Source organism: Methylobacter sp. sgz302048 (assembly GCF_052162025.1).
In the GTDB taxonomy this organism is placed as follows: Bacteria; Pseudomonadota; Gammaproteobacteria; order Methylococcales; family Methylomonadaceae; genus Methylobacter.
Map to the genome: position 1 here is coordinate 4563085 of NZ_CP197401.1, position 24010 is coordinate 4587094.

The following is a 24010-nucleotide window of genomic DNA, read 5'->3' on the forward strand; positions in this document are numbered from 1 at the left end:
TTTGTAAGCTGATGATTACAAATTATCGCTAAAGTTCAAATAAAAGCAAGTAAAAATCATAACAATATAGACAATTCCCGAGTAACTTAGTGTAGAATGATTTCATCCCACTTTTTCAGTGGTTCAAGATGAGTTAATAACCTTATGTTTTTCATTGTTTTTTGGAGATAATCGATGAGCGTACTAGTAGGTAAACAAGCACCCGATTTTACAGTTCCCGCTGTGTTAGGTGACGGTCAAATCGTTGATGCATTCAGCTTTTCAGAGGCCACTAAAGGCAAATATGCTGTCTTGGTTTTCTACCCATTGGATTTTACATTTGTTTGTCCAAGTGAACTGATCGCTTTAGACCATCGCATCGATGAGTTTAAAAGCCGCAATGTAGAAGTGATCGCCGTCTCTATTGATTCTCATTTTACTCACAACGCATGGCGTAATACGCCGGTTAACAAAGGCGGTATCGGCCCTGTCCGTTACACAATGGCAGCCGACCTGTCTCATGGCATCGTCAAAGACTATGACGTGGAAGCCAACGGCGCTGTCGCCTACCGTGGCACTTTCCTGATCGATCGCAATGGTGTCGTTCGCCATCAGGTTGTCAACGATCTGCCTTTAGGCCGTAACATGGACGAACTGCTGCGTATGGTTGATGCCCTGCAATTCCATGAAGAGCACGGTGAAGTTTGCCCGGCAGGCTGGAACAAAGGCGACACGGGCATGAATGCAAGCCCAACCGGTGTTGCGGAATATCTGGATAAAAATGCTGAAAAACTGTAAGAACGGTTAATTCGTCTTATAACGGCGCATTGTATTGATACAATGCGCCTTTTTTGTGCCTGTTAATTTTTTTGTGCCGCTGCAGCATCAGCCAATAGTTTCTTTCTGATCAGAAACGCAGCAAAGATGCCTACGATGGCCGGTATCTGCGTCAGCAGGAACGTACCTGTCGCGCTTTTGGCAACCAGCCCTGACAGCAGGTTAACGACGGATAATTTGACGGCCCACCAGGTAATCCAATACCCCATCACCCCTATGACGGCCCATTTGACAGGCTGCTCGCCATGCTCTCTTGCCGTTAAAAAAAACCAAATAAGTATCGCGATTCCGGATAATTTAGCTAATAGTAACATCTTCCAACCTCAATTTAGTTATTATGACTAATATGACCATACCTGATGCGGCTAAAATTTAGCCCATTGCCGCACCCAATCTGACAATCATATTCTGTAATAGATCATCATTATATCTTTTTTTAGTAGGAGAGAATCGTGGGAAAATCGCTTAAAATCATCCTTTCGATACTTGCGGCTCTGATTTTACTGATCATTGTCATCATCAGCGCCTTATTCATTTTTATCGATCCCAATGATTTCAAACCCGAAATACAAGCAGCCGTCAAAGACAGGATCGGCCGAGAACTGACGCTGGAAGGCGATTTAAACCTGTCGATTTTCCCGTGGCTGGGCATCTCAACGGGCAAAATGACGCTGAGTAATGCCGAAGGCTTTCGGGCCAGACCCTTTGCCGAAATTCAGGAAAGCGATATCAACGTCAAACTGCTGCCGCTGTTATCAAAAGAAATCGAAGTCGACCGCATCGTTTTAAAAGGCCTGACCGTCAACTTGGCCAAGAACAAACAGGGCGTCAACAACTGGCATGATCTGATCGATACGAAACCTGAGCCCGCTGCCCCTGGCAGCGGCACACAAGAAACCCAACCAGCGGAAGAAGCGCAGACTTTATTGTCCATCGGCGGCATTACCCTAGAAAATGCCTTCATTGATTGGGACAACGAGAAAAGCGGAAAACACCTGGAAATAAAAGACATCAATCTCAATACGGACAAGATTGTTTTTGATGAATCTTTTGCTGTAGATCTGGCTCTGACCGTTGTAAATGCCCAGGCTAAACTGTCTGAATCGATCAAGCTGACCACTGATTTAACCGTTAACGAAAAACTCGATAACTTCCGATTAACTGGCGTCAATCTGCAAAGCACAACAGCTGGCGAAAAAGTGCCGGGCAAATCCCTGACGGCGGCCTTGAGGGCAGCCGATGTGTCGCTAAACATGGCTAAGCAGGACCTTAAAATTTCGACATTACGGCTTGATTCGGGCGATTTAAAAGTCGCCGCCGATATCACCGGCAGCCGGATCAAAGACCAGCCTTCCTTCCAGGGACCTGTCGCTGTCGAACCATTTAATCCGATGCTGGTCATGAAACAACTGGCGATAACACCGCCAATCATGCGCGATGCCAATGCCCTGACCCGCCTGGCCATGAATTTCAACCTGCAGGCCACCGATGACTCGGCCAACCTTCAAAATCTGCTCATTAAACTGGACGATACGACTATAAACGGCTCGGCCTCAGTCAATAACTTCAGTCAACCGGCGATCGCTTTCAATCTGACTGCCGATACGCTCGACGTCGACCGCTATCTGGCGCCAGAAAAAGAAGCCGATAAAAAATCAAAACCCATAGCCAGCCCCGCAGTCACCACGGCGGCGGCCGCTTCGTTATTGCCTGTCGAAACCTTGCGGAAACTGAGCGCCAACGGCGAATTGGCATTGCATGAAATGAAAATCAACAATCTGAACATGCAGGACATCCATCTGAAACTCAGCGCCAAAAACGGCATTTTAGCTACAGAGCAGAGCGTCAATCAGTTTTATCAAGGCAATTATTCCGGCAATCTGAACCTGGATGTCCGCAATAAGCTCCCCGTGCTGGCAGTCAATGAAAAAATCAGCCACGTTCAAGTTGAGCCCCTGTTAAAAGCCTACAAAGGCGAAGCCAAAATGAGCGGCGTCGTCAATGCATCGGCCCAACTGCAGGCGCAAGGCAATAACAAGGATGAAATTAAATCCTCGCTTAATGGTCAATTGAGCTTTCTGTTCAAAGACAGCGTCATCCTGGGTTTTAATTTGCAGAAGATAATCGACAACAGTAAAGCCTTGATCAAGGGCGCACCTTTGCCGGCTGACAACAAGAATGACCAGACGCTGTTTTCGGAAATGACCGGCACGGCAACCATCAACAACGGCATGCTCAGCAACAATGATCTTGTCGCCCACTCCTCGAAATTGCGCGTCAATGGCAAGGGCAACGTCAATCTCAATACCGAGGCGCTGGATTATAAAATCAAGGCTACGTTGCTGAAATCGCCCGATGCCAATGGCCAGCAAGCCGAAAAAATGACAGTCGCCATCAATTTTGGCGGCACGTTCAGCAAGCCCTCTTACACCGTGGACCCTTCCTCCTTACTGACGGAAGAAAATAAGGCCAAAATCGAAGAGAAAAAGCAGAAGCTGCTGGACAAACTCGACAAGAAATTAGGCCCCGGCGCCAGCGATCTGTTAAAACGCATTTTCTGATATGAACCCATCCGTTTTCCAACAAAACATCCTCGACTGGTTTGACCGGCACGGACGCAAAGACCTGCCCTGGCAGAAAGACATTACGCCTTATCGCGTCTGGCTTTCCGAAACGATGCTGCAACAGACCCAGGTTGCGACCGTTATCGGCTATTTCAACGCCTTTACCGAAAGATTCCCTGATATAGAAAGTCTGGCGCAGACGCCTGTCGACGACGTGCTGCATCTCTGGTCGGGATTGGGCTACTACGCCCGCGCCCGCAATCTACATAAAACGGCGCAGCTGGTTGTCGAGAAAGGCCGTTTTCCCGACACGCTGGATGAGCTTGTCGCATTGCCGGGCATAGGGCTATCGACAGCCGGCGCCATACTGAGCATCGCTTTCAAGAAAAGCCATCCTATCCTGGACGGTAACGTAAAAAGGGTACTGGCACGATTCAAAGCCGTACCCGGCTGGCCAGGCAACAGCAGCGTCAGTAAGGAACTGTGGCTGCTCAGCGCCCATTATACGCCCCAGGACCGGGTCGCCGATTACACCCAGGCCATGATGGATCTGGGAGCCACCCTTTGTACGCGCAGCAGGCCTGCCTGCCATGCCTGTCCGCTCAAGGATAATTGCCTGGCCCGACTCACCGATAATATCGCCGCCTTCCCGGCGCCAAAGCCCGCGAAATCCCTGCCGGTCAAACACCGGGTATTTTTATTGCTGCGCGATAGCCTTAACCGGATACTGCTGGAAAAAAGGCCGCCGGCCGGCATCTGGGGCGGATTGTGGAGCCTGCCTGAATTCGACAGTATCGAGACGGCTGTCGACTGGTGTTCAGAGAGAAACATGCCCATCATTAACCAGAAACCAATGGCCGCGCGGCGCCATACCTTTTCCCATTACCATCTGGATTTTACGACGCTAATTATTGAAACCGATAACCCTACTAATATTGTGATGGAAGCCAGTCAAACTGTCTGGTATAAAGCCGGACAAACTCACAACTTAGGGATAGCGGCGCCGATCAAGCTGCTATTGCAACAATCCACTATCGAGGACAACGATGACTAGAATGGTTAAGTGCGTTAAATTGGGAATAGAAGCCGAAGGTTTAGATGCACCGCCCTTTCCAGGGCCTAAAGGTCAGGAAATATTTGAAAAAATATCGAAACAGGCCTGGCAGCAATGGTTAAGCAAACAGACCATGCTGATCAATGAATACAAGCTGGCCAGCTTCGATCCGAAAGCCAGAGCCTTTTTAGAAGAGGAAAGAAGGAAGTTTCTGTTTGAGGGCAACACCGACATGCCTGAAGGCTACGTGCCGCCCAAGTCCTGATCAAGCCTGTCAAATGTGTAACACGAGCAATGTTGCACATTTGATCTATCTGCTCTCGCTGGAATCAGCGCTTCATCGAGTCAAAAAATTCAGAATTGGTCTTGAAATCCTTCAGCTTGCCGATCAGGAATTCGGAAGCGGCCGTTTCATCCATTGGCTGCAGGATTTTGCGCAGTATCCAGGTTTTCTGCAATGAATCAGGGTCGACCAGGTATTCTTCCCGGCGCGTGCCGGAACGGTTGATATTGATGGCCGGATAAATGCGTTTTTCCGCAATCTTGCGATCCAGGTGCAGTTCCATGTTGCCGGTGCCTTTGAACTCCTCATAGATCACCTCGTCCATTCGGGATCCGGTATCGACCAGCGCCGTAGCGATAATCGTCAAGCTGCCGCCTTCCTCGATATTGCGCGCCGCGCCGAAAAAGCGTTTTGGCTTTTCCAATGCGTTCGCATCGACACCGCCGGTCAATATCTTGCCTGAAGACGGAACCACCGTGTTATAGGCTCTGGCCAAGCGCGTAATCGAGTCTAACAAGATGACTACATCGTATTTATGCTCAACCAGACGACGCGCCTTCTCGATCACCATCTCCGCGACCTGTACGTGACGGGTTGCCGGTTCATCGAAGGTGCTCGAAATGACTTCACCGCGCACGCAGCGCTCCATTTCTGTAACCTCTTCAGGACGTTCGTCGATCAACAATACGATCAGGTAACACTCGGGATTCTTTTCGGCGATGGATTGCGCCAAGCTTTGCAGGATCATGGTCTTACCGGCTTTTGGCGGCGATACGATCAAACCGCGTTGGCCTTTGCCGATAGGTGCGATGAGATCAATGATGCGCCCGGTTAAATCTTCACTGGTGCCGTTGCCTTTTTCCAGAACAAAACGCTGATTGGCAAATAGAGGAGTCAGGTTGGAGAAGTGAATTTTGTTTTTGGTGTTTTCGGGGGATTCAAAATTGATCTGTTCGACTTTGAGCATCGCAAAATAACGCTCGTTGTCTTTAGGCGGCCTGATCTTGCCGCTGATGGTATCGCCGGTCTTTAAAGCAAATCGTCTGATTTGACTGGGCGAGACATAAATATCGTCGGGGCCCGCTAAATAAGAACATCCCGGAGTGCGTAAAAAACCAAAACCATCCTGCAGAATTTCCAGAACGCCATCGCCGTAGATATCTTCGCCGCCTTTTGCCTGCTTCTTCAGAATAGCAAAGATCAAGTCCTGTTTTCGGGTTCTGGCAACGTTTTCAATGCCCAATGACTCGGCTATTTCAATAACTTCACTGATTTGTTTTAGTTTTAACTCGGTTAGATTCATAAAAGATGACTCAAGGGTATACGGTATGGACCGTAACTAAGCAAGATAGGATTAGATGTTAGGGATGTAGTTTATCGGGCGATATTTGAGAGCGCCTGACGCGGCACCCGATAAGTATAACTAAAATACCCGGACCCGTTCAAGGTTTTTTGCGACGGGTCCGGGTCAAGGTTCATTTATATATTGCTATCAATGAAGGCAGCAAGTTGTGATTTTGTCAATGCACCGACTTTAGTGGCTTCCACTTCGCCGTTCTTAAACAGCATCAATGTCGGAATGCCGCGTACGCCATAGTCTGCCGGCGTTTTCTGGTTCTCGTCGATGTTCAGTTTAACAACTTTTAATTTACCTTGGTAATCTTTGGCAATTTCATCCAGAACCGGTGCAATCATTTTGCAGGGTCCGCACCATTCAGCCCAATAATCAACTAGCACGGGACCGTCCGCTTTAATAACAGTTTCGTTAAAATCACCATCATTTACATGAAGGACTAAGTCGCTCACACTATTTCTCCAAAATTTAAAAGCTAAGACTATAGGAGGGATGGCGTTAATTTGTCAATCAATTTCAGCTGACAGGCTTTTTACGTTATGCTATAGGCCTATGAATAAGACACATTTAACAAATACCCGCTTCAGCAACCTGGAATTGTCCGACTCTATCCTGCAAGGTCTGAAAGAGGCCGGCTTTGATCACTGCACGCCGATACAGGATAAAGCTCTGCCTCTACTCCTGCGAGATAAAGATGTGGCAGGTCAGGCGCAAACCGGAACCGGCAAAACCGCCACATTTCTGCTAGCCACTTTTCAGCGCCTGATCAATGATCCCAGTGAAAAGATAAAAAATCCCAGAGCCATCATTCTGGCGCCGACACGCGAACTGGCCATTCAGATCCATAAAGATGCGCGGCTGCTGAGCAAACACCTCAACCTGAAGATCGGGCTCATCTATGGCGGCACCGATTATCAGAAACAGCTCGACAGCCTGAAGTCGAATGTCGATATCATTATCGGCACGCCCGGCCGCATCATCGATTTTTACAGACAGAATGCCTTTACGCTGGACAATGTGCAGGTTTCCGTCATGGACGAGGCCGACCGCATGTTCGATCTGGGCTTTATCAAGGACATACGCTATTTGCTGCGCCGCATGCCGCCGCCCGAGAAGCGTCTGAACATGCTGTTCTCGGCGACGTTATCCTATAAAGTGACCGAACTGGCTTACGAACACATGAACAATCCGGTCCTGATACGCATAGAGACCGAAGAAGTCACGTCCAAGGCCATACAGCAAAGCGCATTTTGTCCGTCCAATGAGCAAAAAATCCCGCTGTTGCTGGGCATTTTGAACAAATACCAACCGCAGCGCAGCATTATTTTCGTCAATACCAAACGTTGCGCCGAGCAACTGGATGATTACCTCAATGCCAACGGCTACAAGACCGCGGCCCTGAGCGGCGATGTGCCGCAGGAAAAACGCCAGCGCCTGCTCAATGACTTTCAGGAAAACCGGATCACGCTGCTGATTGCGACCGATGTCGCCGCTCGCGGCCTGCATATTCCCGACGTCTCGCATGTTTTCAATTACGACCTGCCGCAGGATGTCGAGGATTATGTGCACCGGATCGGCCGGACCGCGCGCTTTGGCGCCAGCGGCGAAGCGGTCAGCTTTATCTGCGAGGAATACGCCTATTCCATGCCCGATATCGAAGCTTATATTGGCCAGAAAGTGCCGATCAAGCCGATTACTGCCGATCTGTTAGCCGCCGAAGTCGTTAAACCTGAGCGGAAAAGCAAGCCGCCGGCACAGGAAAAGCGCCCCGCCCCAAAAAGGCCGCGCCCGCGCCGTCCTAAAGCCCGGCCATCAGCTCCCGAAAATCCTCTATAGCGGGAAAATCGATTATCTCCTTTTTGGGCAGCCGCGTATCGGGCCTGCTGACCGAAATCAGGTGTTCTATCCCGAACTGCCTGGCGGCGTTCAAAACCGCCAAGCTGTCATCGATCAGCAGCGTGTTGTGTTTTTCAAACGGCTGCTGCCGCTGCAGCCGGTGCCAGAATTCGGCATGTTCCTTAGGAAAACCCAGCGTATGGGAACTGATAATGTCATCGAAAAACCGGTGCAGGCAGGTTTTCTCCATTTTCAACCCCAGACTGTCCTGATGCGCATTCGTGACCAGTAAAACCTTGTGCCGAGACTGATGGACCTTTTCCAGAAATTCGACGACATGCGGCAATACCGCGATCAGCTCTGCTATTTCAGCTTTCAATCCGGCGATATTGAGCTCCAGCGTCTCGCTCCAGTAATCGAGGCAATACCACTCCAGTTTGCCTTCCATGCTTTTGAAGCGCGGCGCCAGCAGTTGCTTGGCTTCCGCAATCGCTATACCCTGCTTCTCGGCAAATTTCAGCGGCACGAATTCCTGCCAGAAATGATTATCGAAATTCAAATCCAGCAGCGTACCGTCCATGTCCAGCAATACCGTGTCAATTTTGTTCCAATCGATCATGAGAGTGCGTTATATTTACAAAAAATATTTCAGTTAAATTGCAAAATGGCTAAAAAACCCACCATCCTCAATAAGACTACAATCGCGAAAAGCCGTTTATTCCGCATTGAATCCCTTGATCTTCAATTCAGCAACGGCGTTCAGCGCAATTACGAACGCCTGGCCCGGGGCAAATCCGGCGGCGCCGTGCTTATCGTGCCCATGCTTGATGCCGACACTGTCTTATTAATCCGGGAATACCTGGCCGGAGTCGACCGCTATGAACTGGGCTTGCCGAAAGGCAAAACCGATGCCGGCGAATCGTTTCTTGAGGCCGCCAACCGGGAACTTAAAGAGGAAGTCGGCTTCGGCGCCAGAAGCCTGCACCATTTAAGCTCTTTTTCCGTCGCCCCGTCTTACCTGGAACATATGACCGAAATCATCATCGCCCAGGACCTGTACGCCGAAAAACTGCCCGGCGACGAACCCGAAGAACTGGAAGTCATTCCCTGGAAATTGAGCGATATCAATGCCCTGTTAGCCACGGGCGAATGCACGGAGGCCCGCTCGATTGCCGCCTTGTTCATGGCGCTGGAATATTTCAAAGCCCAATAAATCACAGGCGGTAAAGCGGTTCCAGACCGGAATCCGCCGCTTGCGAAATTCTCTCCCGGGCTTTGTTCTCGCTGAACGCCTGAAACAGTCTTTTCCCCTGCCACTGGCCCGCATCTTTGCCATACAGCGTCTGATTCAACAACAGGATTTCATCCCTTAACCGCGCATCGCAACAGGATGCGACGGCGCCGAGATTCGTGGCGTCAAATTTTTGCCGCCCCCAATCCAGCAGAGCATCCTTGGCAGCCACGGCATCGTTATCGCTGCAGGCCTGCTTTAATTTTTTAATGCTGTCATTCAAGTTCACTTCAGTAGCAGCCGCTTGCGGCACGGGCTTTTCTGCAGGCCGCCGGGCAAGAAAATAAACCAGCGTCGCCAGCCAACCCACAGCCAGAAATCCTGAAACCCCCAGCCATATATTGCTTTGCTGGGCCTGGCCGACCGGCGCCGGCACAATCGATTCAGGCTTTGGTGCCGCTTCAACCGGCGCCTTGGCCGGGACCGGAGCGGCTGCCTGCGCGCCTGCCGCTGCAACCGCATGAATCGTCGTTTCCGGAATTCTGGCGACTTCCATCTGCTGAGTCTTGGTATTGAACCAGGGCACTTCGATGGCCGGCAGTGTATAACTGCCCTCTTTTGACGGAATCAGGGCTATTTTTTCTTCCCGGAAGGCAAGCACGCCGTCGCTTTTTTTCTGTTCCTTAAGCACCGGCTGATCTGGATAGCTTTTTAACTGATCCTGCGTTTTGGTGCTGCTCAGCTCGGGCAATTGGCTGACCATGGCGCCTTTTGCCAGGAGCTTCAAGGTGCGCGTCAGCGGCTCTCCGACTTTCATGCGCTCGAAATCGCCCGACCACTCCTGGTTCAGCTGCAGTTGTTCGGCCGGCAGCCAGTGCTGTGCTGTAAAAGACGATGCAGCCGGTTTGACATCCAGCGTTACCGATTGGGAGGCCACGCGCTGGGTTTTGGTCATTCGCGAGTTAAAGAAACCGCCGAAGCTGGGGCGGGCCGCTGTCACGACCTGCGCCGTCAACTCCAAAGGCTTGATGGTCATGCGGCCGCTTTTCTGCGGAAAAATCGCATATTTGCGTTCGGTCACCCAATAATCCTCGCCATTGACCTGCGTGCTGTAATTGCTGTCGTCGCCGAGTTTTTCAATGACGGCATCGGCCAGTTCCGGCTCATTGAGGCTGGCCTGCGAAATTTCGACCCTGCGATACAAACGCATGGTATAGAGGACCTGGGATTGCACATAAGGGGATTCAGGAGACGCCTCAACTTCCAGAAACAAATCGCTGTTGGCAGGCACATCTTTAATGGATGCGCCTTCGGTTACCTGCACGGTTGCTGGCTGACTCACATCATCGCCGAACTGCACGGCCGGCACGGTCAGGTTGCCGGCGTGTTTGGCCATGACCTGCAGCACCCACTGTACGTTTTTGCTGGATTTGCCGTTAACCCATGACGAGTGAGTGCTCTGGCTCTGGCCCAATATCTCGAAATCCTGTTCGAGCGGCGTGAAATCGGGGTCATCGTCCGGCGAATCGGTGGCCGTAAACGTGATCTGAAAGGATTCGTTGAGATTGACCGAACTGCGGTCTACCGCGACATTGATTCCCGCCGCCGACAACCACGGCGCATTCAGTAGCAATAACAGATAAAGCAGAGCTGTTCGGTACGGACTAGCTGTTAATAATTTCAGTAATCTCATGTTCATCACGAATTTGAATGGTGTAGCGGTACAAGAATTGCCTCAGTCATGCTGTTTACCAGACAGCGCCTGAACCCGATCGGGGTCTGCTGTCTGATTGCCGCTCCCGCTCACCATATTGGTACAAAAATTTGCGCTTCAAAAGGCCTGCCGGATCATCAGGAATTCGATTAAGCCATTGTTCATTGGCCTGAGCCCTTTCATCCTTGGCTTCAGCCGGCAACTGCTCTGACTGTTGAGCGGCTTGCTGCTGCGCATCGTCCTTCTGCTGCTGGCCGGGCTGCTGGCTTTTTTCGGCGTCCTGCTGTTTTTGCTCGGGCTTGTTCTGTTGTTGCTGATCTTTCGACTGCTGCTGTTTGTCCGACGGCTGCTGATCGGATTCATTGCCCTGTTTCTGCTGGTCGCCGGCTTGATCCGATTGGTCGCTGTCCTTTTTCTGCTGCGAGTCATCCTTGGACTGCTGCTGTTTATCGTCTTGTTGCTGTTGCTGTTGCTGTTGTTGATCCTGCTTCTGTTCTTTCAAGGCTTTCTCGACGATTTCCTTGTTATATTGAGCGTCTTTATCATCGGGATTTATTTTCAATGCCTGTTCGTAAGCCTTCAAAGCCTCAGCCAACTGGCCTGTCTTCGCTAGGGCATTGCCTTGATTGTAAAAACTGTCGGCCGTGCCGGTATTGCTCAGGCTTGCCAGCGCTTCATTATATTTTCCGGATTTGTAGTGCGCAGCCGCCTTCCAGTCCGGGCTTTCAAACAGTTGCGCTGCCTTTTCATAATCGCCTTGTTGAAACGCCTGCTGCGCCTGCTGGTCTTTTGTGCGCCATAGATCCTGCCAATCCAGGGCATAACTGTTTTTCGGCAGCGGCACTAGCAGCAACAAGGCCCAGCACAGCAGGCCTTTTCTGAACGTCAGCGCCGCCAGCGGCAGAACCAGCAATAACAGCCAGGGGCCCCTATCCTGCCATTGATCCAGCGAACCCTCCTTTTTCTCGGCGCCCTGTTGCCGCACGGGCTTGTCCAGCGCCGCCAGCAAGGTATCAATGTCGTTGTCATCGGCAGTTATCGATTGGAAGATGCCGTGTCCTGCCTGCGCCAGTTTCGCCAATTCATCGGCATTCAGTTTAGTGACCACGATATCGCCCTGCTCGTCTTTTAAAAAGCCGCCGTCCGGCAACGCGATCGGCGCCCCCTCGGCCGTCCCGACACCCAATATCGAGAGCTGATAACTGCCCAGCGATTTCACCGCCGGCAGGGCTTCATCGACAGCGACGCCGTCGGTCACGAGCAATAACTGTCCTTTCTGCAAACCCGCCTGTTTGAACAGTTCCAGCGCTTTTTCCAGAACCATGGCCGTATTGCTTCCCTGGCTGGGCATGATGTTGGTGTTTAACGCCTCGAGCTGGCTGGCTATGGTGTCGGTATCATCGGTCAGCGGCGTGACTGTAAACGCATCGCCGGCATAAACCAGCAGCGCGGTCTGGCCGTCCTTTCTCTGTTTCAGGATATCGGCAATCTTATAGCGCGCACGTGTCAGGCGGCTCGGCTTGATATCGGCCGCGTCCATGGACAGGGAAAGATCCAGGGCGATGACCAATGCGGAATCATTGCGGAAAACCGGCGCCGGCTGTCGCTCCCAGGCCGGGCCTGCCAGCGCGGTAATCGCCAGCAAAGCGCCGACGGCGCCTGCCGCCAAAGGCCAGCGGCTTTGCCCGACCGCCTTTTCCTGCAGCAGATAGGGCAACAGGGCCGCATCGCAGACCGTTGACCAGTTGCCTTGCCTGAGTTTGCTCCTGAGCATCAAAACCAGCAGTACGCTAAAAGGTATCAAAGCCAGCAGCCAGTAAGGCCTGATGAAGTGAAATTCGGCTAGATTCATGACAACCTCACGCGGGACAGTGCAATCGCGGCCGCCAGCAGCAGCGCGCCGGTCAGCGGCCAATAATACAGTTCGCTTCTGGGCCTGAAGTATTGTTTGTCTTTTTCCACCGGCTCCAGCTGATCCAGCAATTGATAGATCTTGTTGAGCTCGTCGGTATTTCTGGCCCGGAAATAAACGCCGCCGGTTTTCTCGGCGATGGCCGTCAGGGTTTTTTCATCGAGATCCTGGGACGGGTTGACTTTCTGGGCGCCAAAGAAGCTGCGCACGAGCATTTCATCGGCGCCGATGCCGATCGTGTAGATTTTTAACTGGTTTTCGGCAGCCAGCTCGGCCGCTTTCAACGGCGATACTTCGCCGGCGGTATTCGCACCATCCGTCATCAGGATCAGAACCCGGCTATTGACCTCCTGGTTCTTGAGGCGCTTGACGGCCAGCCCGATCGCATCGCCGATCGCGGTGTTGTCGCCGGCCAGCCCGATCGCCGATTCATCCAGTAAAGTCATGACCGTTTTCCTGTCGAAAGTCAAAGGCGTCTGCAAATAAGCCTGCGTACCGAACAGGATCAGGCCAATACGATCGCCGACGCGCCGGTTGATGAAATCGCCGGCCACCCATTTGGTCGCCGTCAGCCGGTCCACGGCTTGCCTGTTGATAACGAAATCCTGCACTTCCATGCTGCCCGATAAATCCACGGCCAGCATCAGATCCCGGCCGCTGACAGCCTGCTCGATCGGCTCCCCCAGCCATTGCGGCCGCGTGCAGGCCGCGATCAGTAAAATCCAGGCGATAGCCGCCGCCAGGAACGGCCAGCGCCCGGTTTGGGAAATAACGCGCGCGTCGCCTTCGGAAAAATCGTCCAGAAAAGGAACTTTCAGTGCGGCCTGCTCGACCGGTTTATGGGCCGGCAACAGCCAGCGTATCAGTAAAGGCAATGGTAAAAGACTGAGCAGCCAGGGCCATTCGAAATGAATCATTTTTTTGCTTGAGCTTTAAGCCAGTCTTCGCAAAGACTGATTAATTGTGGAATGTCCGCATCGGCCAGCTGTAGCTTGCGATAAGGCGCATCGCTCAGATGCCGGCCTACTCCTTCGCTGAAAGGCGAACCTTTGACCGAGCTGTCCAGATAAGCCAGCCAGGCCTGCCCCGTTAAACCGGCCGCTTGTTCTCTGGGCGCTACGCTGATTGCCACGCGCCGGACCAACACGGAAAGCGCGACCAGTTTTCCATGATTATCAAGCGTCTTGTCCTGCTTGATTTGCGCCAGTATTTTTTTTGCGGTTTTGACGGCGGTCTTGCGGGTCAGGCGCTTATACAGCCAAACCAGCAGAAAAATCAGCAAAGGCGCCAGTATGGCAATGAGCCACCAGCCCATAGCCGGCGGCCACCAGCCGATGGCTTCCGGCATGTGTATATCTCTTAGCGGAAGTTGCGTGGGTTCCATTTATCGATGCCCTAACAAATATCTTAAACGTTGCACGGGATCATCACCGGTACTGCATTGCATGAAGGCCAAGCCTCTGCTTTGGGCCAACTGGTTAAGGCGCTGTTGACGCAAGGCGAAGCGCTGCTGATATTGCACAGCCGCGCCGGAATCGGTGTCTACGACCACATCGCGGCTGTCATCGGTAAACCGGTAGCGGCCCTTTGCAGGCAGTGCGCTTTCCAGAGGATCGTAGACCATAACCAGGACCACATCGCAATGCTGTGATAGCTTCAATAGATGTGTTTCAGTTTTATCATTCATGCCGCGAAAGTCGCTAATGACATAAACGCGGCTGCCTGGGCGGGCATGCTGTGTCAAACGGGCCAGCGCACGCTCCAGCGTTATGGCGTCAGCCGACTGGTCTACTGGCTGCACCAAGGCATTCAGAAACCGCAATACCGCATGCTTGCCGTTTTGCGGCTTCAATTCGCGGCAGGCCGTATCGGAAAAGATCTGGCCGCCGATCCGGTCGCCATGATGCTGCGCCGTCCAGGCCAACAAACCAGCCAGCTTGGCCGCCAGGACCGACTTGAAGATGCCACGCGTCGCGAAATGCATGGCGGCCCGGTTATCGACGGAAATGAATATTGGCCGCTCACGCTCCTCACGGAACAGCTTGGTATGGGGCTTGCCGGTACGCGCCGTCACGCGCCAGTCGATGCTGCGGATATCGTCGCCAGGTTGGTAAAGTCTCGCTTCGTCAAATTCCATGCCCCGGCCTTTGAAGCGCGAGACATAGCCGCCGCTCTGCACCGAGCGTATCGAGGCATGTTGCAGGTTCAAGCTGGCCGCAGGCTTGGCAAGATCGATCAAGGTTTTGAGCGATACGGAAACCAACTCGTCGGATAACTGTCGGGCATCGCCCGCCCGTTTACTGAACAACATCAAGGTACGGCAACTCTGGCAATGAGCTCTTTGATGAAATGATCGGTTGTGATGCCCTCGGCCTCGGCTTCATAAGACAATATCAGACGATGGCGCAGGACATCAAACGCCATATCCTGAATGTCTTCGGGGCTGACAAAATCGCGTTGCGCCAGCCAGGCCTTGGCCCTGGAACAACGGTCCAGCGCGATGCTAGCTCTGGGGCTCGCCCCGTATTGCAGCCATCCGGCCAGATCTCTGCCGTAAGCGCCGGGATTGCGCGTCGCCAGCACGATTTGCAGCAGATAGTCTTCAAGGCTGTCGGCCATATAGAGGTCCAGCACTTCATTACGGGCGTCGAACAAGGTCTTCTGGTCGATAGGCTCAAATTTGACGCTGTCTTTTGCCGACCCCTGCCTGGCTTCGTTTCGCGCCAGTTGCAGGATGCTTTTTTCATGTTCCGGTTTCGGATAATCGATTTTCACATGCAGTAAAAAACGGTCCAGTTGCGCTTCGGGCAACGGATAAGTGCCTTCCTGCTCGATAGGGTTCTGCGTCGCCATGACCATAAACAGCTGCGGCAACGGATAGGTTGCCTGACCAACCGTTATCTGGCGCTCGGCCATGGCTTCCAGCAGAGCGGCCTGCACTTTGGCCGGCGAGCGGTTGATTTCATCGGCCAGAATCAGGTTATGGAATAAAGGCCCTTTTTGAAATTCGAAGCTGCCTAGCTGAGGGCGGTAAATCTCAGTACCGGTCAAGTCGGCCGGCAACAGGTCCGGCGTGAACTGCACGCGATGAAAGTCGCCTTGAATGCCCTTGCTCAATATATTAATCGCTCTCGTTTTAGCCAGGCCCGGCGCACCCTCAACCAGAATATGGCCATCGGCCAGCAAGCCGATCAGCATTCTTTCAACAAGCACATCCTGACCGATAATTTCTTGATTAATATAGGTTTTCAGCCTTATTAACGACGATTGCGTGGTATTTCTATTGCTGTTTTGTTCTGACATAGTCCAATTGTATGTTTTAGATCCATAACTTGGAGGGCGTTAAGCCTCGCCAAAAAATCAATAACCGAAACCGAAGGTTATCTTCTCATAAACAATCTGCTTGTGAAAAAGTTCCTTATTTTATACGGATATTTTGCCTGACAACATAGAGTAACTTCTGGGTATAACGATGAGTTACCTGTGGATTGCTGTGCAAACAACTTCAGCAAGCAAGTTATCCACAATCTGCGCACAACTTGTGGATAACATTAAGCGCAAAATATTACTTGTTATAAGAAATTGATATTAAATAAAAATTAAGACTTATCAACAGGATTTTTCCACCTAATAGTAACAATAGGTTTTAAATTTTTTATTTTGTTATGATTACCGGCGGAAAACGCAAAGGAGCATGATCATGGAAATCTATAAAACCAAACCAGACTCATCTGATTCGCTGCCTACCGGTATCCCTTATATCGTCGGTAATGAAGCGGCTGAACGCTTCAGTTATTATGGAATGCGGGCCATCCTGGTGATTTTTATGACGCAGTATTTGGTAGACGCTTCGGGTCGACCTGATGTCATGTCTGAAAATGAAGCCCAGGGTTATTTTCATTTGTTTACCTCGGCTGTGTATTTAATGCCGCTGTTCGGCGCTTTATTAGCCGACGGCCTGCTGGGCAAATACCGTACGATTATTTATCTGTCTCTGATTTATTGTCTAGGACATTTTTCTTTGGCGATTGACGATACGCGTCTCGGTTTATTGATCGGGCAGGGGTTGATTGCGATCGGCTCAGGTGGCATAAAACCCTGTGTTTCCGCAAATGTCGGCGACCAGTTTGGTGTAAATAACCGGCATTTGGTCGGCAAGGTCTTCAGTTGGTTTTATTTCTCCATCAATTTGGGCGCTTTCACTTCGATGTTGATTATTCCGTGGCTGCTGCATCATTATGGTTCTTCGGTGGCCTTTGCCGTTCCCGGTCTTTTAATGCTGCTGGCTACGCTTACGTTCTGGGCGGGCCGCTACCGCTATGTGCATGTGCCGCCGGCCGGCATGGCATTTGTCAGAGACATGTTCAGCGCTGCCGGTCTGACGGCTTTGAAAAAACTGGCGTCCGTTTATGCTTTTATTGCCATATTCTGGGCCTTATTCGATCAAACCGGCTCATCGTGGATACTGCAGGCGCAAAAAATGGATCGGATGATTTTCGGAGTTGAATTGTTGCCATCACAAATCCAGGCCGCCAATCCTTTATTGATCATGCTGTTGACACCGCTGTTTTCGTATGGCATTTACCCGTTTTTAAGCCGGTTCGTTGAATTGACGGCATTAAGAAAAATGGCGATCGGCTTGTTCCTGACTGCGTTGGCTTTCGCCATTGCCGGCTTCATACAAATCGACATCGATAACGGCTTGTCTCCGTCTATCACCTGGCAGTTGCTGGCTTATTTATTGCTCACATCGGCCGAAGTCATGGTTTCCGTGACCTGCCTGGAATTTTCTTATACACAGGCGCCCAAAACCATGAAGTCATTTGTCATGGCGCTTTATTTTCTGTCGGTAGCTGCCGGCAATCTGCTGACCAGCGCCGTCAATTTTCTGATCCAGAATGCCGACGGCTCCAGCAAACTAGCCGGCGCGGATTATTTCTGGTTTTTTACCGGCTTAATGTTGGTTAATGCTGTACTGTTTTTGTTTTCGAGCCGTTACTACACCGAGCAATCCTATTGGCAGGATGAGCAAAGTTCTTGATATCACCTATAATCTTTTCAATCTTACTTTTATACATAATATACTGGGGAGTGCGATGCGATTTGCAGTGATTTTTCTGGGAATTCTTTTTTCCGCCCATACGTCCGCCGGCGTTTACAAATGCACGGGAACTGATGGCAAAACAGCTTATCAATCAACGCCATGTGTAGCAGGGCAACGGAATATCGAACTGAATGTTAAAACCGGCGGCTCCACCGATCTGGATGAGCAACAAAAACAACAGCTGGAACAGCAGAAAAAAATTGATCAAGACAAGCTTGAACAAGAGAGACTAAAACAAAGGCAGGCACAGTTAAAGCAGGCGGCTGCCGATGAAAGCGCCAAAAATCAGTTTCTCATTAAGAATAATCCAGGGAAGTTTTCAGCTTATGCAATTCCACCGTATCAGTTTGACCAATTACCTGTTGTGGTTAAGAATCACCAGAACCGTTTGCCGGATATAGAGCGCTTCAGAAGGCAGGCGGCAGAACGGGCTCTGGCGACCGGAGCGTGCAGCCGCGTCGAAGCGTCTGAACTCAATGCAAGAAGCGCCCAGGATGCATTGGTCTTCTTGATCAACTGCAGCAGCGGCAAAAGCTTTTATTATAACGAGCAGGAATTAACCCAATAATCGTTCTATGAATCCATCGAAAACCATATTGATCACGGGCTGCTCCAGCGGCATCGGTTATGTCACGGCCGTCGAATTAAGAAAGCGCGGCCACAACGTCATCGCTTCGGCAAGAAAGCCCGAAGATGTCGCCAGATTAAGCCAGGAAGGATTTACCGCCGTGCAGCTGGATCTGGCTGACAGTGACAGTATCCGTCAGGCGGTCCGGCAAATTGTGGCATTGACGGACGGAAGGATCGACGCCCTATTCAATAATGGCGCTTTCGGCCAACCCGGCGCTGTTGAGGATCTAAGCCGGGATGTGCTGCGTTTCCAGTTTGAAACCAATTTCTTCGGCACCCATGAGCTGACTAATCTGCTGATTCCAATCATGCGACAGCAAGGCCATGGCCGCATTATTTATAACAGCTCGGTGTTGGGATTCGTCGCGATGACCTACCGCGGCGCTTACAATGCCAGCAAATTCGCGCTGGAAGGCCTAGCCGACACATTGCGGCTCGAGCTTCACGGCAGCAATATTCATGTTTCACTGATAGAGCCCGGCCCGATTGTGAGCAATTTCAGAAAAAACGCGCTCGAGCTGTATAAGAAAAATATCGATTCAGCGCATAGTGTCCATAAAGAAATCTATAAAAACATGGAAGAGCGCCTGCAGAAAGAGGGCCCTGCCGCGCCATTTACTTTGCCCGCCGAAGCTGTCGCCGAAAAAGTCATTCATGCGCTGGAAGCCAAGCGGCCTAAACTGCGCTATTACGTGACTTTCCCGACTTATTTATTCGGTTTTCTCAAACGTATACTGCCTATGTCCTGGATGGACGGACTGCTGCGAAAGGCGTGAACATGAACGGCTTGAAAGAAGTCGATGTGATCTGCCCTTATTGCGGCGAAACCATTGATATGCTTGTGGATGCGTCTTCCGGCGCACAGGAATATTATGAAGATTGTCCGGTTTGTTGCGCGCCTATTTTATTTTTAATGTCTGTCGACGAAAACGGAGAAATCTGCCTCGGTATTAAAAGGGATGATGAGTAGCAAATTTATACCATCAGGACTTATGCAAGCTTATGGGGGTGACTTCGCCTAGAGCGCCTACTGTTGGAGTCGCTTCTTGGGTCTGAAATGGGCGCGTTAGAGCTGGTAAAAATCACATACAAGCCTCAAAACAGCTGTTGAAAGAAGCTTTGTCGGTTTTCAAGAAATGATAGCTAAACCCCGCTAATATCCTATCAGATCAGGTTTAATTATCCCTATGATTGAGCAACTCCCTAAATTTCCCTACATAATATAATCTTTTTCAATCGCCTTAACGATTGAAAATCTTCAAAATGTGTTAGAATTACCGCCGGTAGATAACTCTTAACCATGAAAATCGATAGTTATACTGCCAATATAACTTGAAATAACTACAACTTGTGGAATTAGTGCAATATGAAAATCTTAAGAAAAGTCTTACTGTCTTTATTGATCGCTGCATCAATGGGAGCTGTTTCAACTTCAGCAATGGCTGAAGCAGAAAAAGGCAGAATCGCGTACGCGCCTGCTGAAGCGATTAATATGACTGTGGATAAAATTAAAGCAGCACAAGATGCTATCAAAAACGGAGAAAAAGGCGCTGCTGTTGCTGACTTGATTAAAGCAGCATTAGATATAAGCAAAGAAATCAATGCTAATGATAAAGTAGACAGAGCACGTTCAAAAGCGAACAACATACTGAAAAATGCTCGCAACCATGCTAAAAGCAACTCTTTACAAGACGCAGAGCAAGAATTGCAAAGTGCTGAAAAAGCTTTCAACGATCTGAAAGGATTGATTTAATAACACCAAGCTATACCAGAAAAGCTCTTGGCGTTCTGGTATAGCGACTCCTTTTCCCCGAAGCTCTTCCTTTTAATTTCTCAATAATTTCTGGTTATTTTCCGATACAGAAACTTAAGTATTTTTTAAAATCATTAGCTTAAGTTAATGTGGGTGTAATATAGGGGTAAAGTATTAAGATTTTTTGTTTTCCAACGCAAAATATCTAAAAAATATTTCCATCATGACCATACTCATTGCGGAAAATTCTGACAAAAAAACGGCACAAAGGCCGGCTTTATTTGGTGGCAGGAATCAACATACAAGTTCAGTTAATGCTTCGTTCCATACATCGGCATGATAAGCGTTAGCTGTTCCATAATTGGCATCATAAACAGGTTTAGGCTCAAGCCCCATTTCCGCCGGCGGCGACTTGAGTAGTCGCCAATTAAACTTCTGGCCATGCTGAAGCATTTCCATACGCTTAATGGTGCAGTATTGTCTTGATCAATCCAGTTCGCCCGCCTTACTACTGCGCTGGCTATTCCCATTGCTGTGGCCGTTTTATTGCCACTAATCCATGCCTTTGGTTTGTCGCCTCGTCGCGCTCCAGCAATGCCTGTTATTTGGCCTCAAATTCTACCGCGCATACTCTAGCCACTTCTGCTGGATTTGTGAAGTTTGTTCACCGTCTACGTACAAAATCACATTGATAGGATTGCCTTTGAAATCGAACGGAATTAACTCATTCATGTCACACCTCCGGCAGTTTCAGCGTCACGTTCGGCAATTTTGGCATCGATCAGGCATTAACTTCTGATTCGACAAATCCAACGGCGCTGGCATCAGGTCCGTCCAGTTTGACAGGTTAAGGGAACTCCCATCATTGATAAGGTTTTGAAGTTGCGTCTTGGGTGCTTTTAAAAGGGCCGGTAACAAAATAGCGGCGGTAACAAGACCTGTGCAGGCGCTGGTACTGGATCCGGTGCCGGCACGGGTTCGGATGTCGATATGGGCCCCGGTTTGGAAACCAGCGTCGGCCTGAGAACAGGTGTAGGCACAGGAACCGGCGCCATCTGCGCCAACACTATGCCGGCTTTCATCGGTTCGACGCCGCGGTGATGTACGAAGTCATCTGCACAGTTTGGGCGGCGCCTATCACTGTCTAAATGTTAACATCACCAATTCCAATTAAGCCGCGCATTTCATCCGATACGTTCTTTTGCTTCATGCTAACGAACGATCATATTTCATCGCATTCAAGCCAAGTGCAATTCAGATGATGATGGTTTTCATCTTAGTATATAGCGCATGCCTCGCCACCGTCGGCAAGCAGTTTAAGCACTGTGTTTTTTGATACACCTGTAATGCGAGTGGCGGCATAGATTCCAATGCCTTCACAGATTATGACTAGGATTTGCGCACGTTCTTTATATGCTTTGTTATTCGTGCCGGCGTCCAAATTTGATACTATCAAAAAATTTAGCGGAAAATTTGATATTTACAATAAAAATTTGATAATATAATTTGATTATCAAATTTAATAAGTGGATTTTTATGAATGTAAAAGCTGTTGTTGATATGTTTGGCGGGCAAACCGCATTGGCTGCATTGATTGGCAAAGGGCAGAGTACTGTAGCATATTGGGTTAAAGCGGAATCTATTCCTGCAAGATGGCATCCAAAGCTATTAATGTTAGCATTAGAAAAAGGGATTAATCTTTCTGCGCAAGACTTCATTGAGCAGCCAGTCACTAAACAAGATTATCAAATTCCTATTGAGGCTGAGTTAGTATCAAAGCAAGAAATCTCAAAGACCATTCAGTTAGAAAATGAAGTTTATAGGGAAGACTCTCCTTTCTTATTTTATGCGGCGGACGATGGCACTATTAAGGTACAAGTGTTGCTGGGAGATGAAACCGTATGGGCATCTCAAAAGGGAATAAGTGAAATTTTTGATACAACACGTGAAAATATAACAATTCACCTAAAAAACATATTTGAATCCAAAGAGTTAGACGAAAAAACAGTATGTAAGGAATTTTTACTACCTGCTAATGATGGGAAGAATTATCGAACAAAGATGTACAACTTAGATGTCATTATTTCCGCAGGATATCGCGTGAACTCTGTTCGAGCGACTCAATTCAGAAGATGGGCAACAACAATCTTGAAAGATTTTTTGATTAAAGGCTTTGTGCTTAACGATGATCGACTTAAGCAAGGAAATCAGCTTTTCGGCAAGGATTATTTTGATGATTTGCTTGAAAAAATCAGGGAGATCAGGGCATCTGAACGTCGGTTTTATCAAAAAATAACCGACATATATGCTCAATGTAGTATCGACTACGACAAGAATTCGCCTATAACACAGAAATTTTATGCACATGTGCAAGACAAATTACATTACGCCATTCACGGTCATACATCTGCCGAACTTATTAAGATTAGAGCCGATTCTACAAAGCCGTACATGGGGCTGCAAACATGGAAAAATGAAGGCAAAGGAGGGAAAATCACTAAGCTAGATGTTACCGTTGGCAAGAACTATCTCACCAAAGATGAAGTTGATAACCTGAATAGGCTTGTATCAATGTATTTAGATTGGGCCGAGAATTTTGCTAGAAGACACAAGCCAATGACTATGAAGGATTGGGCTGAAAAATTAGATGGATTCTTGGAGTTTAATGCCTATGACATCTTAACTGCCTATGGAAAAACTCGGCGCGAAAATGCAGAACTCCATGCAATAAGAGAATATGAAAAATATAGGATTGTGCAGGACAGGGAATATAAGTCCGACTTTGACAAGGTGGTAGATCAGATCAAGATAAACAAAAAGCTATCAACTTAAGGATTTTCTTTCAATTTATTACTATCATCGCCTTTAGTAATATCAGACTGTTATTCAGGCGTGAGCTTTTCGGCTCGCGCCTTTCCGCCCTTCAATCCGCAAAAATGCGGTTTGAGGATTATCGAATTGCACGAGAGACGCCGCCATTCATGGCGGTGAGGATGTCAAGCCGGTACCATCTCGTCGCTATCGTTATTGAAAAAAGCAACTACCTTACTGGTTAAAGCAACAACGCCTCTACCAGTTATTTTCAGCATATGGCGGGGCTTATCGTTAATATCTTCAATGATAACGGTGAAATAATTCATGCCGTTCGATTCGTATCGCGCATAGGGCAGATACCCTTTCCCCTCCCGAAATATGTACTTATTCTCTACAAGCCACCTGAAGACATCGCGTTCTCCAACTCTCAAATTATTCTCATGCTTCATAGCCTTCACCCATACCCTGATACACCGGGTGGCGAGAACGCCGCCAGCCGGAAGCTGGCTCAGATCCCCGGCATTGGTCCGCTCACGGCCAGTGCGCTGATCATTGCCGTTGGCGATGGCAGCCAGTTCAAGAATGGCCGACAACTGGCAGCCTGGCTGGGGCTCGTACCAAAGCAGAATTCCAGCGGCGGCAAGCAAACCCTGCTAGACATCAGCAAATGGGGCGACGCCTATCTACGGGACTCTCCTGATCCATGGCGCACGGACCGTCATTAGGGCGGGCCGACCGTAAAACAGCCTATGCGGGTAGTTGGCTAGCCGGGGTCCTGGGGCGACGGCATAAAAACAGAGCGGCCTCAGCGCTGGCCAACAAGAATGCCCGCATTGTTTGGGCCTTGCTGGCACACAACCGTGAGTACGAAGCTCATTACCAGTTAACAGTCTAATCAAGCTCAAATACAAGATTGCCAAGTCAATATTAATTATTAATTTATTA

Annotated in this window: 23 protein-coding genes and 1 pseudogene; 13 read left to right on the plus strand and 11 right to left on the minus strand. The window is 49.6% G+C overall.

Annotation, left to right across the window (positions count from 1 at the left end; all coding sequences use genetic code 11):
- Nucleotides 1-174: 174 nt before the first annotated feature.
- Nucleotides 175-777, plus strand: coding sequence for a peroxiredoxin (locus ACTNE6_RS20470; protein ID WP_442498130.1), 603 nt, complete (start codon nucleotides 175-177; stop codon nucleotides 775-777).
- Between the two features lie 62 nt (nucleotides 778-839).
- Here ACTNE6_RS20470 and ACTNE6_RS20475 read toward each other — a convergent pair whose 3' ends face one another.
- Nucleotides 840-1130 (minus strand): hypothetical protein, encoded by a 291-nt coding sequence (locus ACTNE6_RS20475; protein ID WP_194968970.1) that lies wholly within the window; start codon nucleotides 1128-1130, stop codon nucleotides 840-842.
- 138 nt (nucleotides 1131-1268) lie between these two features.
- On the opposite strand from ACTNE6_RS20475, the gene ACTNE6_RS20480 reads away from it, so the two are divergent.
- From ACTNE6_RS20480 to ACTNE6_RS20490, 3 genes are read left to right on the plus strand one after another with little or no spacing between them, the layout of a single operon-like run.
- The gene (locus tag ACTNE6_RS20480) at nucleotides 1269-3377 is read left to right on the plus strand and encodes an AsmA family protein (RefSeq protein WP_442498131.1); all 2109 of its coding nucleotides are present in this window, start codon (nucleotides 1269-1271) and stop codon (nucleotides 3375-3377) included.
- A 1-nt stretch (nucleotide 3378) separates the two neighbouring features.
- Nucleotides 3379-4434 carry an A/G-specific adenine glycosylase gene (gene mutY, locus ACTNE6_RS20485; RefSeq protein WP_442498132.1) on the plus strand — a complete coding sequence of 352 codons (1056 nt, stop codon included), beginning with the start codon at nucleotides 3379-3381 and terminating at the stop codon, nucleotides 4432-4434.
- Complete coding sequence (locus ACTNE6_RS20490; RefSeq protein WP_442498133.1) at nucleotides 4427-4699, plus strand: oxidative damage protection protein; 273 nt, start codon at nucleotides 4427-4429, stop codon at nucleotides 4697-4699. Before mutY ends, ACTNE6_RS20490 begins: the two co-directional genes overlap by 8 nt.
- A 64-nt stretch (nucleotides 4700-4763) precedes the next feature.
- On the opposite strand, the gene rho is transcribed toward ACTNE6_RS20490, so the two are convergent.
- Both rho and trxA read right to left on the minus strand, forming a co-directional pair.
- Entirely contained in the window at nucleotides 4764-6020 is a 1257-nt protein-coding gene (gene rho / locus ACTNE6_RS20495; RefSeq protein ID WP_442498134.1) for a transcription termination factor Rho, read from the minus strand.
- Between the two features lie 176 nt (nucleotides 6021-6196).
- Nucleotides 6197-6523 carry a thioredoxin TrxA gene (gene trxA / locus ACTNE6_RS20500; RefSeq protein WP_194968965.1) on the minus strand — a complete coding sequence of 109 codons (327 nt, stop codon included), beginning with the start codon at nucleotides 6521-6523 and terminating at the stop codon, nucleotides 6197-6199.
- A 100-nt stretch (nucleotides 6524-6623) separates the two neighbouring features.
- Here trxA and rhlB point away from each other — a divergent pair, with 100 nt between their 5' ends.
- Nucleotides 6624-7907 carry an ATP-dependent RNA helicase RhlB gene (gene rhlB / locus ACTNE6_RS20505; protein ID WP_194968964.1) on the plus strand — a complete coding sequence of 428 codons (1284 nt, stop codon included), beginning with the start codon at nucleotides 6624-6626 and terminating at the stop codon, nucleotides 7905-7907.
- Here rhlB and yrfG read toward each other — a convergent pair.
- Complete coding sequence (gene yrfG / locus ACTNE6_RS20510) at nucleotides 7870-8526, minus strand: GMP/IMP nucleotidase (protein WP_442498135.1); 657 nt, start codon at nucleotides 8524-8526, stop codon at nucleotides 7870-7872. The two genes, rhlB and yrfG, sit on opposite strands and share 38 nt — an antisense overlap.
- Nucleotides 8527-8571: 45 nt before the next feature.
- Between yrfG and nudE the strand changes: the two genes are divergently transcribed.
- Nucleotides 8572-9120, plus strand: a complete 549-nt coding sequence (nudE, locus tag ACTNE6_RS20515) for an ADP compounds hydrolase NudE (protein WP_194968962.1) — start codon at nucleotides 8572-8574, stop codon at nucleotides 9118-9120.
- Between the two features lies 1 nt (nucleotide 9121).
- On the opposite strand, the gene ACTNE6_RS20520 is transcribed toward nudE, so the two are convergent.
- From ACTNE6_RS20520 to ACTNE6_RS20545, 6 genes are read right to left on the minus strand one after another with little or no spacing between them, the layout of a single operon-like run.
- The gene (locus ACTNE6_RS20520; protein WP_442498136.1) at nucleotides 9122-10831 is read right to left on the minus strand and encodes a BatD family protein; all 1710 of its coding nucleotides are present in this window, start codon (nucleotides 10829-10831) and stop codon (nucleotides 9122-9124) included.
- Between the two features lie 55 nt (nucleotides 10832-10886).
- Nucleotides 10887-12704, minus strand: coding sequence for a VWA domain-containing protein (locus tag ACTNE6_RS20525; RefSeq protein WP_442498137.1), 1818 nt, complete (start codon nucleotides 12702-12704; stop codon nucleotides 10887-10889).
- The gene (locus ACTNE6_RS20530; protein ID WP_442498138.1) at nucleotides 12701-13681 is read right to left on the minus strand and encodes a vWA domain-containing protein; all 981 of its coding nucleotides are present in this window, start codon (nucleotides 13679-13681) and stop codon (nucleotides 12701-12703) included. Before ACTNE6_RS20530 ends, ACTNE6_RS20525 begins: the two co-directional genes overlap by 4 nt.
- Nucleotides 13678-14148 carry a DUF4381 domain-containing protein gene (locus ACTNE6_RS20535; RefSeq protein WP_442498139.1) on the minus strand — a complete coding sequence of 157 codons (471 nt, stop codon included), beginning with the start codon at nucleotides 14146-14148 and terminating at the stop codon, nucleotides 13678-13680. Before ACTNE6_RS20535 ends, ACTNE6_RS20530 begins: the two co-directional genes overlap by 4 nt.
- Nucleotides 14149-15075 carry a DUF58 domain-containing protein gene (locus ACTNE6_RS20540; RefSeq protein ID WP_442498140.1) on the minus strand — a complete coding sequence of 309 codons (927 nt, stop codon included), beginning with the start codon at nucleotides 15073-15075 and terminating at the stop codon, nucleotides 14149-14151.
- Nucleotides 15075-16067 (minus strand): AAA family ATPase, encoded by a 993-nt coding sequence (locus tag ACTNE6_RS20545; RefSeq protein WP_442498141.1) that lies wholly within the window; start codon nucleotides 16065-16067, stop codon nucleotides 15075-15077. Before ACTNE6_RS20545 ends, ACTNE6_RS20540 begins: the two co-directional genes overlap by 1 nt.
- 397 nt (nucleotides 16068-16464) lie before the next feature.
- Here ACTNE6_RS20545 and ACTNE6_RS20550 point away from each other — a divergent pair, with 397 nt between their 5' ends.
- From ACTNE6_RS20550 to rhuM, 6 genes are all read left to right on the plus strand, one after another.
- Nucleotides 16465-17805 carry a POT family MFS transporter gene (locus ACTNE6_RS20550; RefSeq protein WP_442498142.1) on the plus strand — a complete coding sequence of 447 codons (1341 nt, stop codon included), beginning with the start codon at nucleotides 16465-16467 and terminating at the stop codon, nucleotides 17803-17805.
- Nucleotides 17789-18436 (plus strand): DUF4124 domain-containing protein, encoded by a 648-nt coding sequence (locus tag ACTNE6_RS20555; protein ID WP_442498143.1) that lies wholly within the window; start codon nucleotides 17789-17791, stop codon nucleotides 18434-18436. Before ACTNE6_RS20550 ends, ACTNE6_RS20555 begins: the two co-directional genes overlap by 17 nt.
- Nucleotides 18437-18443: 7 nt before the next feature.
- Complete coding sequence (locus ACTNE6_RS20560; RefSeq protein WP_194968954.1) at nucleotides 18444-19274, plus strand: SDR family oxidoreductase; 831 nt, start codon at nucleotides 18444-18446, stop codon at nucleotides 19272-19274.
- Nucleotides 19275-19276: 2 nt separating this feature from the next.
- Nucleotides 19277-19468 carry a CPXCG motif-containing cysteine-rich protein gene (locus tag ACTNE6_RS20565; RefSeq protein WP_194968953.1) on the plus strand — a complete coding sequence of 64 codons (192 nt, stop codon included), beginning with the start codon at nucleotides 19277-19279 and terminating at the stop codon, nucleotides 19466-19468.
- A gap of 396 nt (nucleotides 19469-19864) precedes the next feature.
- Complete coding sequence (locus ACTNE6_RS20570) at nucleotides 19865-20251, plus strand: hypothetical protein (protein WP_442498144.1); 387 nt, start codon at nucleotides 19865-19867, stop codon at nucleotides 20249-20251.
- 1536 nt (nucleotides 20252-21787) lie between these two features.
- Nucleotides 21788-23083 carry a RhuM family protein gene (gene rhuM / locus ACTNE6_RS20575; RefSeq protein ID WP_442498145.1) on the plus strand — a complete coding sequence of 432 codons (1296 nt, stop codon included), beginning with the start codon at nucleotides 21788-21790 and terminating at the stop codon, nucleotides 23081-23083.
- A 164-nt stretch (nucleotides 23084-23247) separates the two neighbouring features.
- Here rhuM and ACTNE6_RS20580 read toward each other — a convergent pair whose 3' ends face one another.
- On the minus strand, nucleotides 23248-23514 hold the full coding sequence (locus ACTNE6_RS20580) for a phage antirepressor KilAC domain-containing protein (RefSeq protein ID WP_442498146.1): 267 nt from the start codon (nucleotides 23512-23514) through the stop codon (nucleotides 23248-23250).
- A 33-nt stretch (nucleotides 23515-23547) separates the two neighbouring features.
- Here ACTNE6_RS20580 and ACTNE6_RS20585 point away from each other — a divergent pair.
- Nucleotides 23548-23960: pseudogene (locus tag ACTNE6_RS20585) on the plus strand (IS110 family transposase); the annotation flags it as partial.
- Nucleotides 23961-24010: the final 50 nt, after the last annotated feature.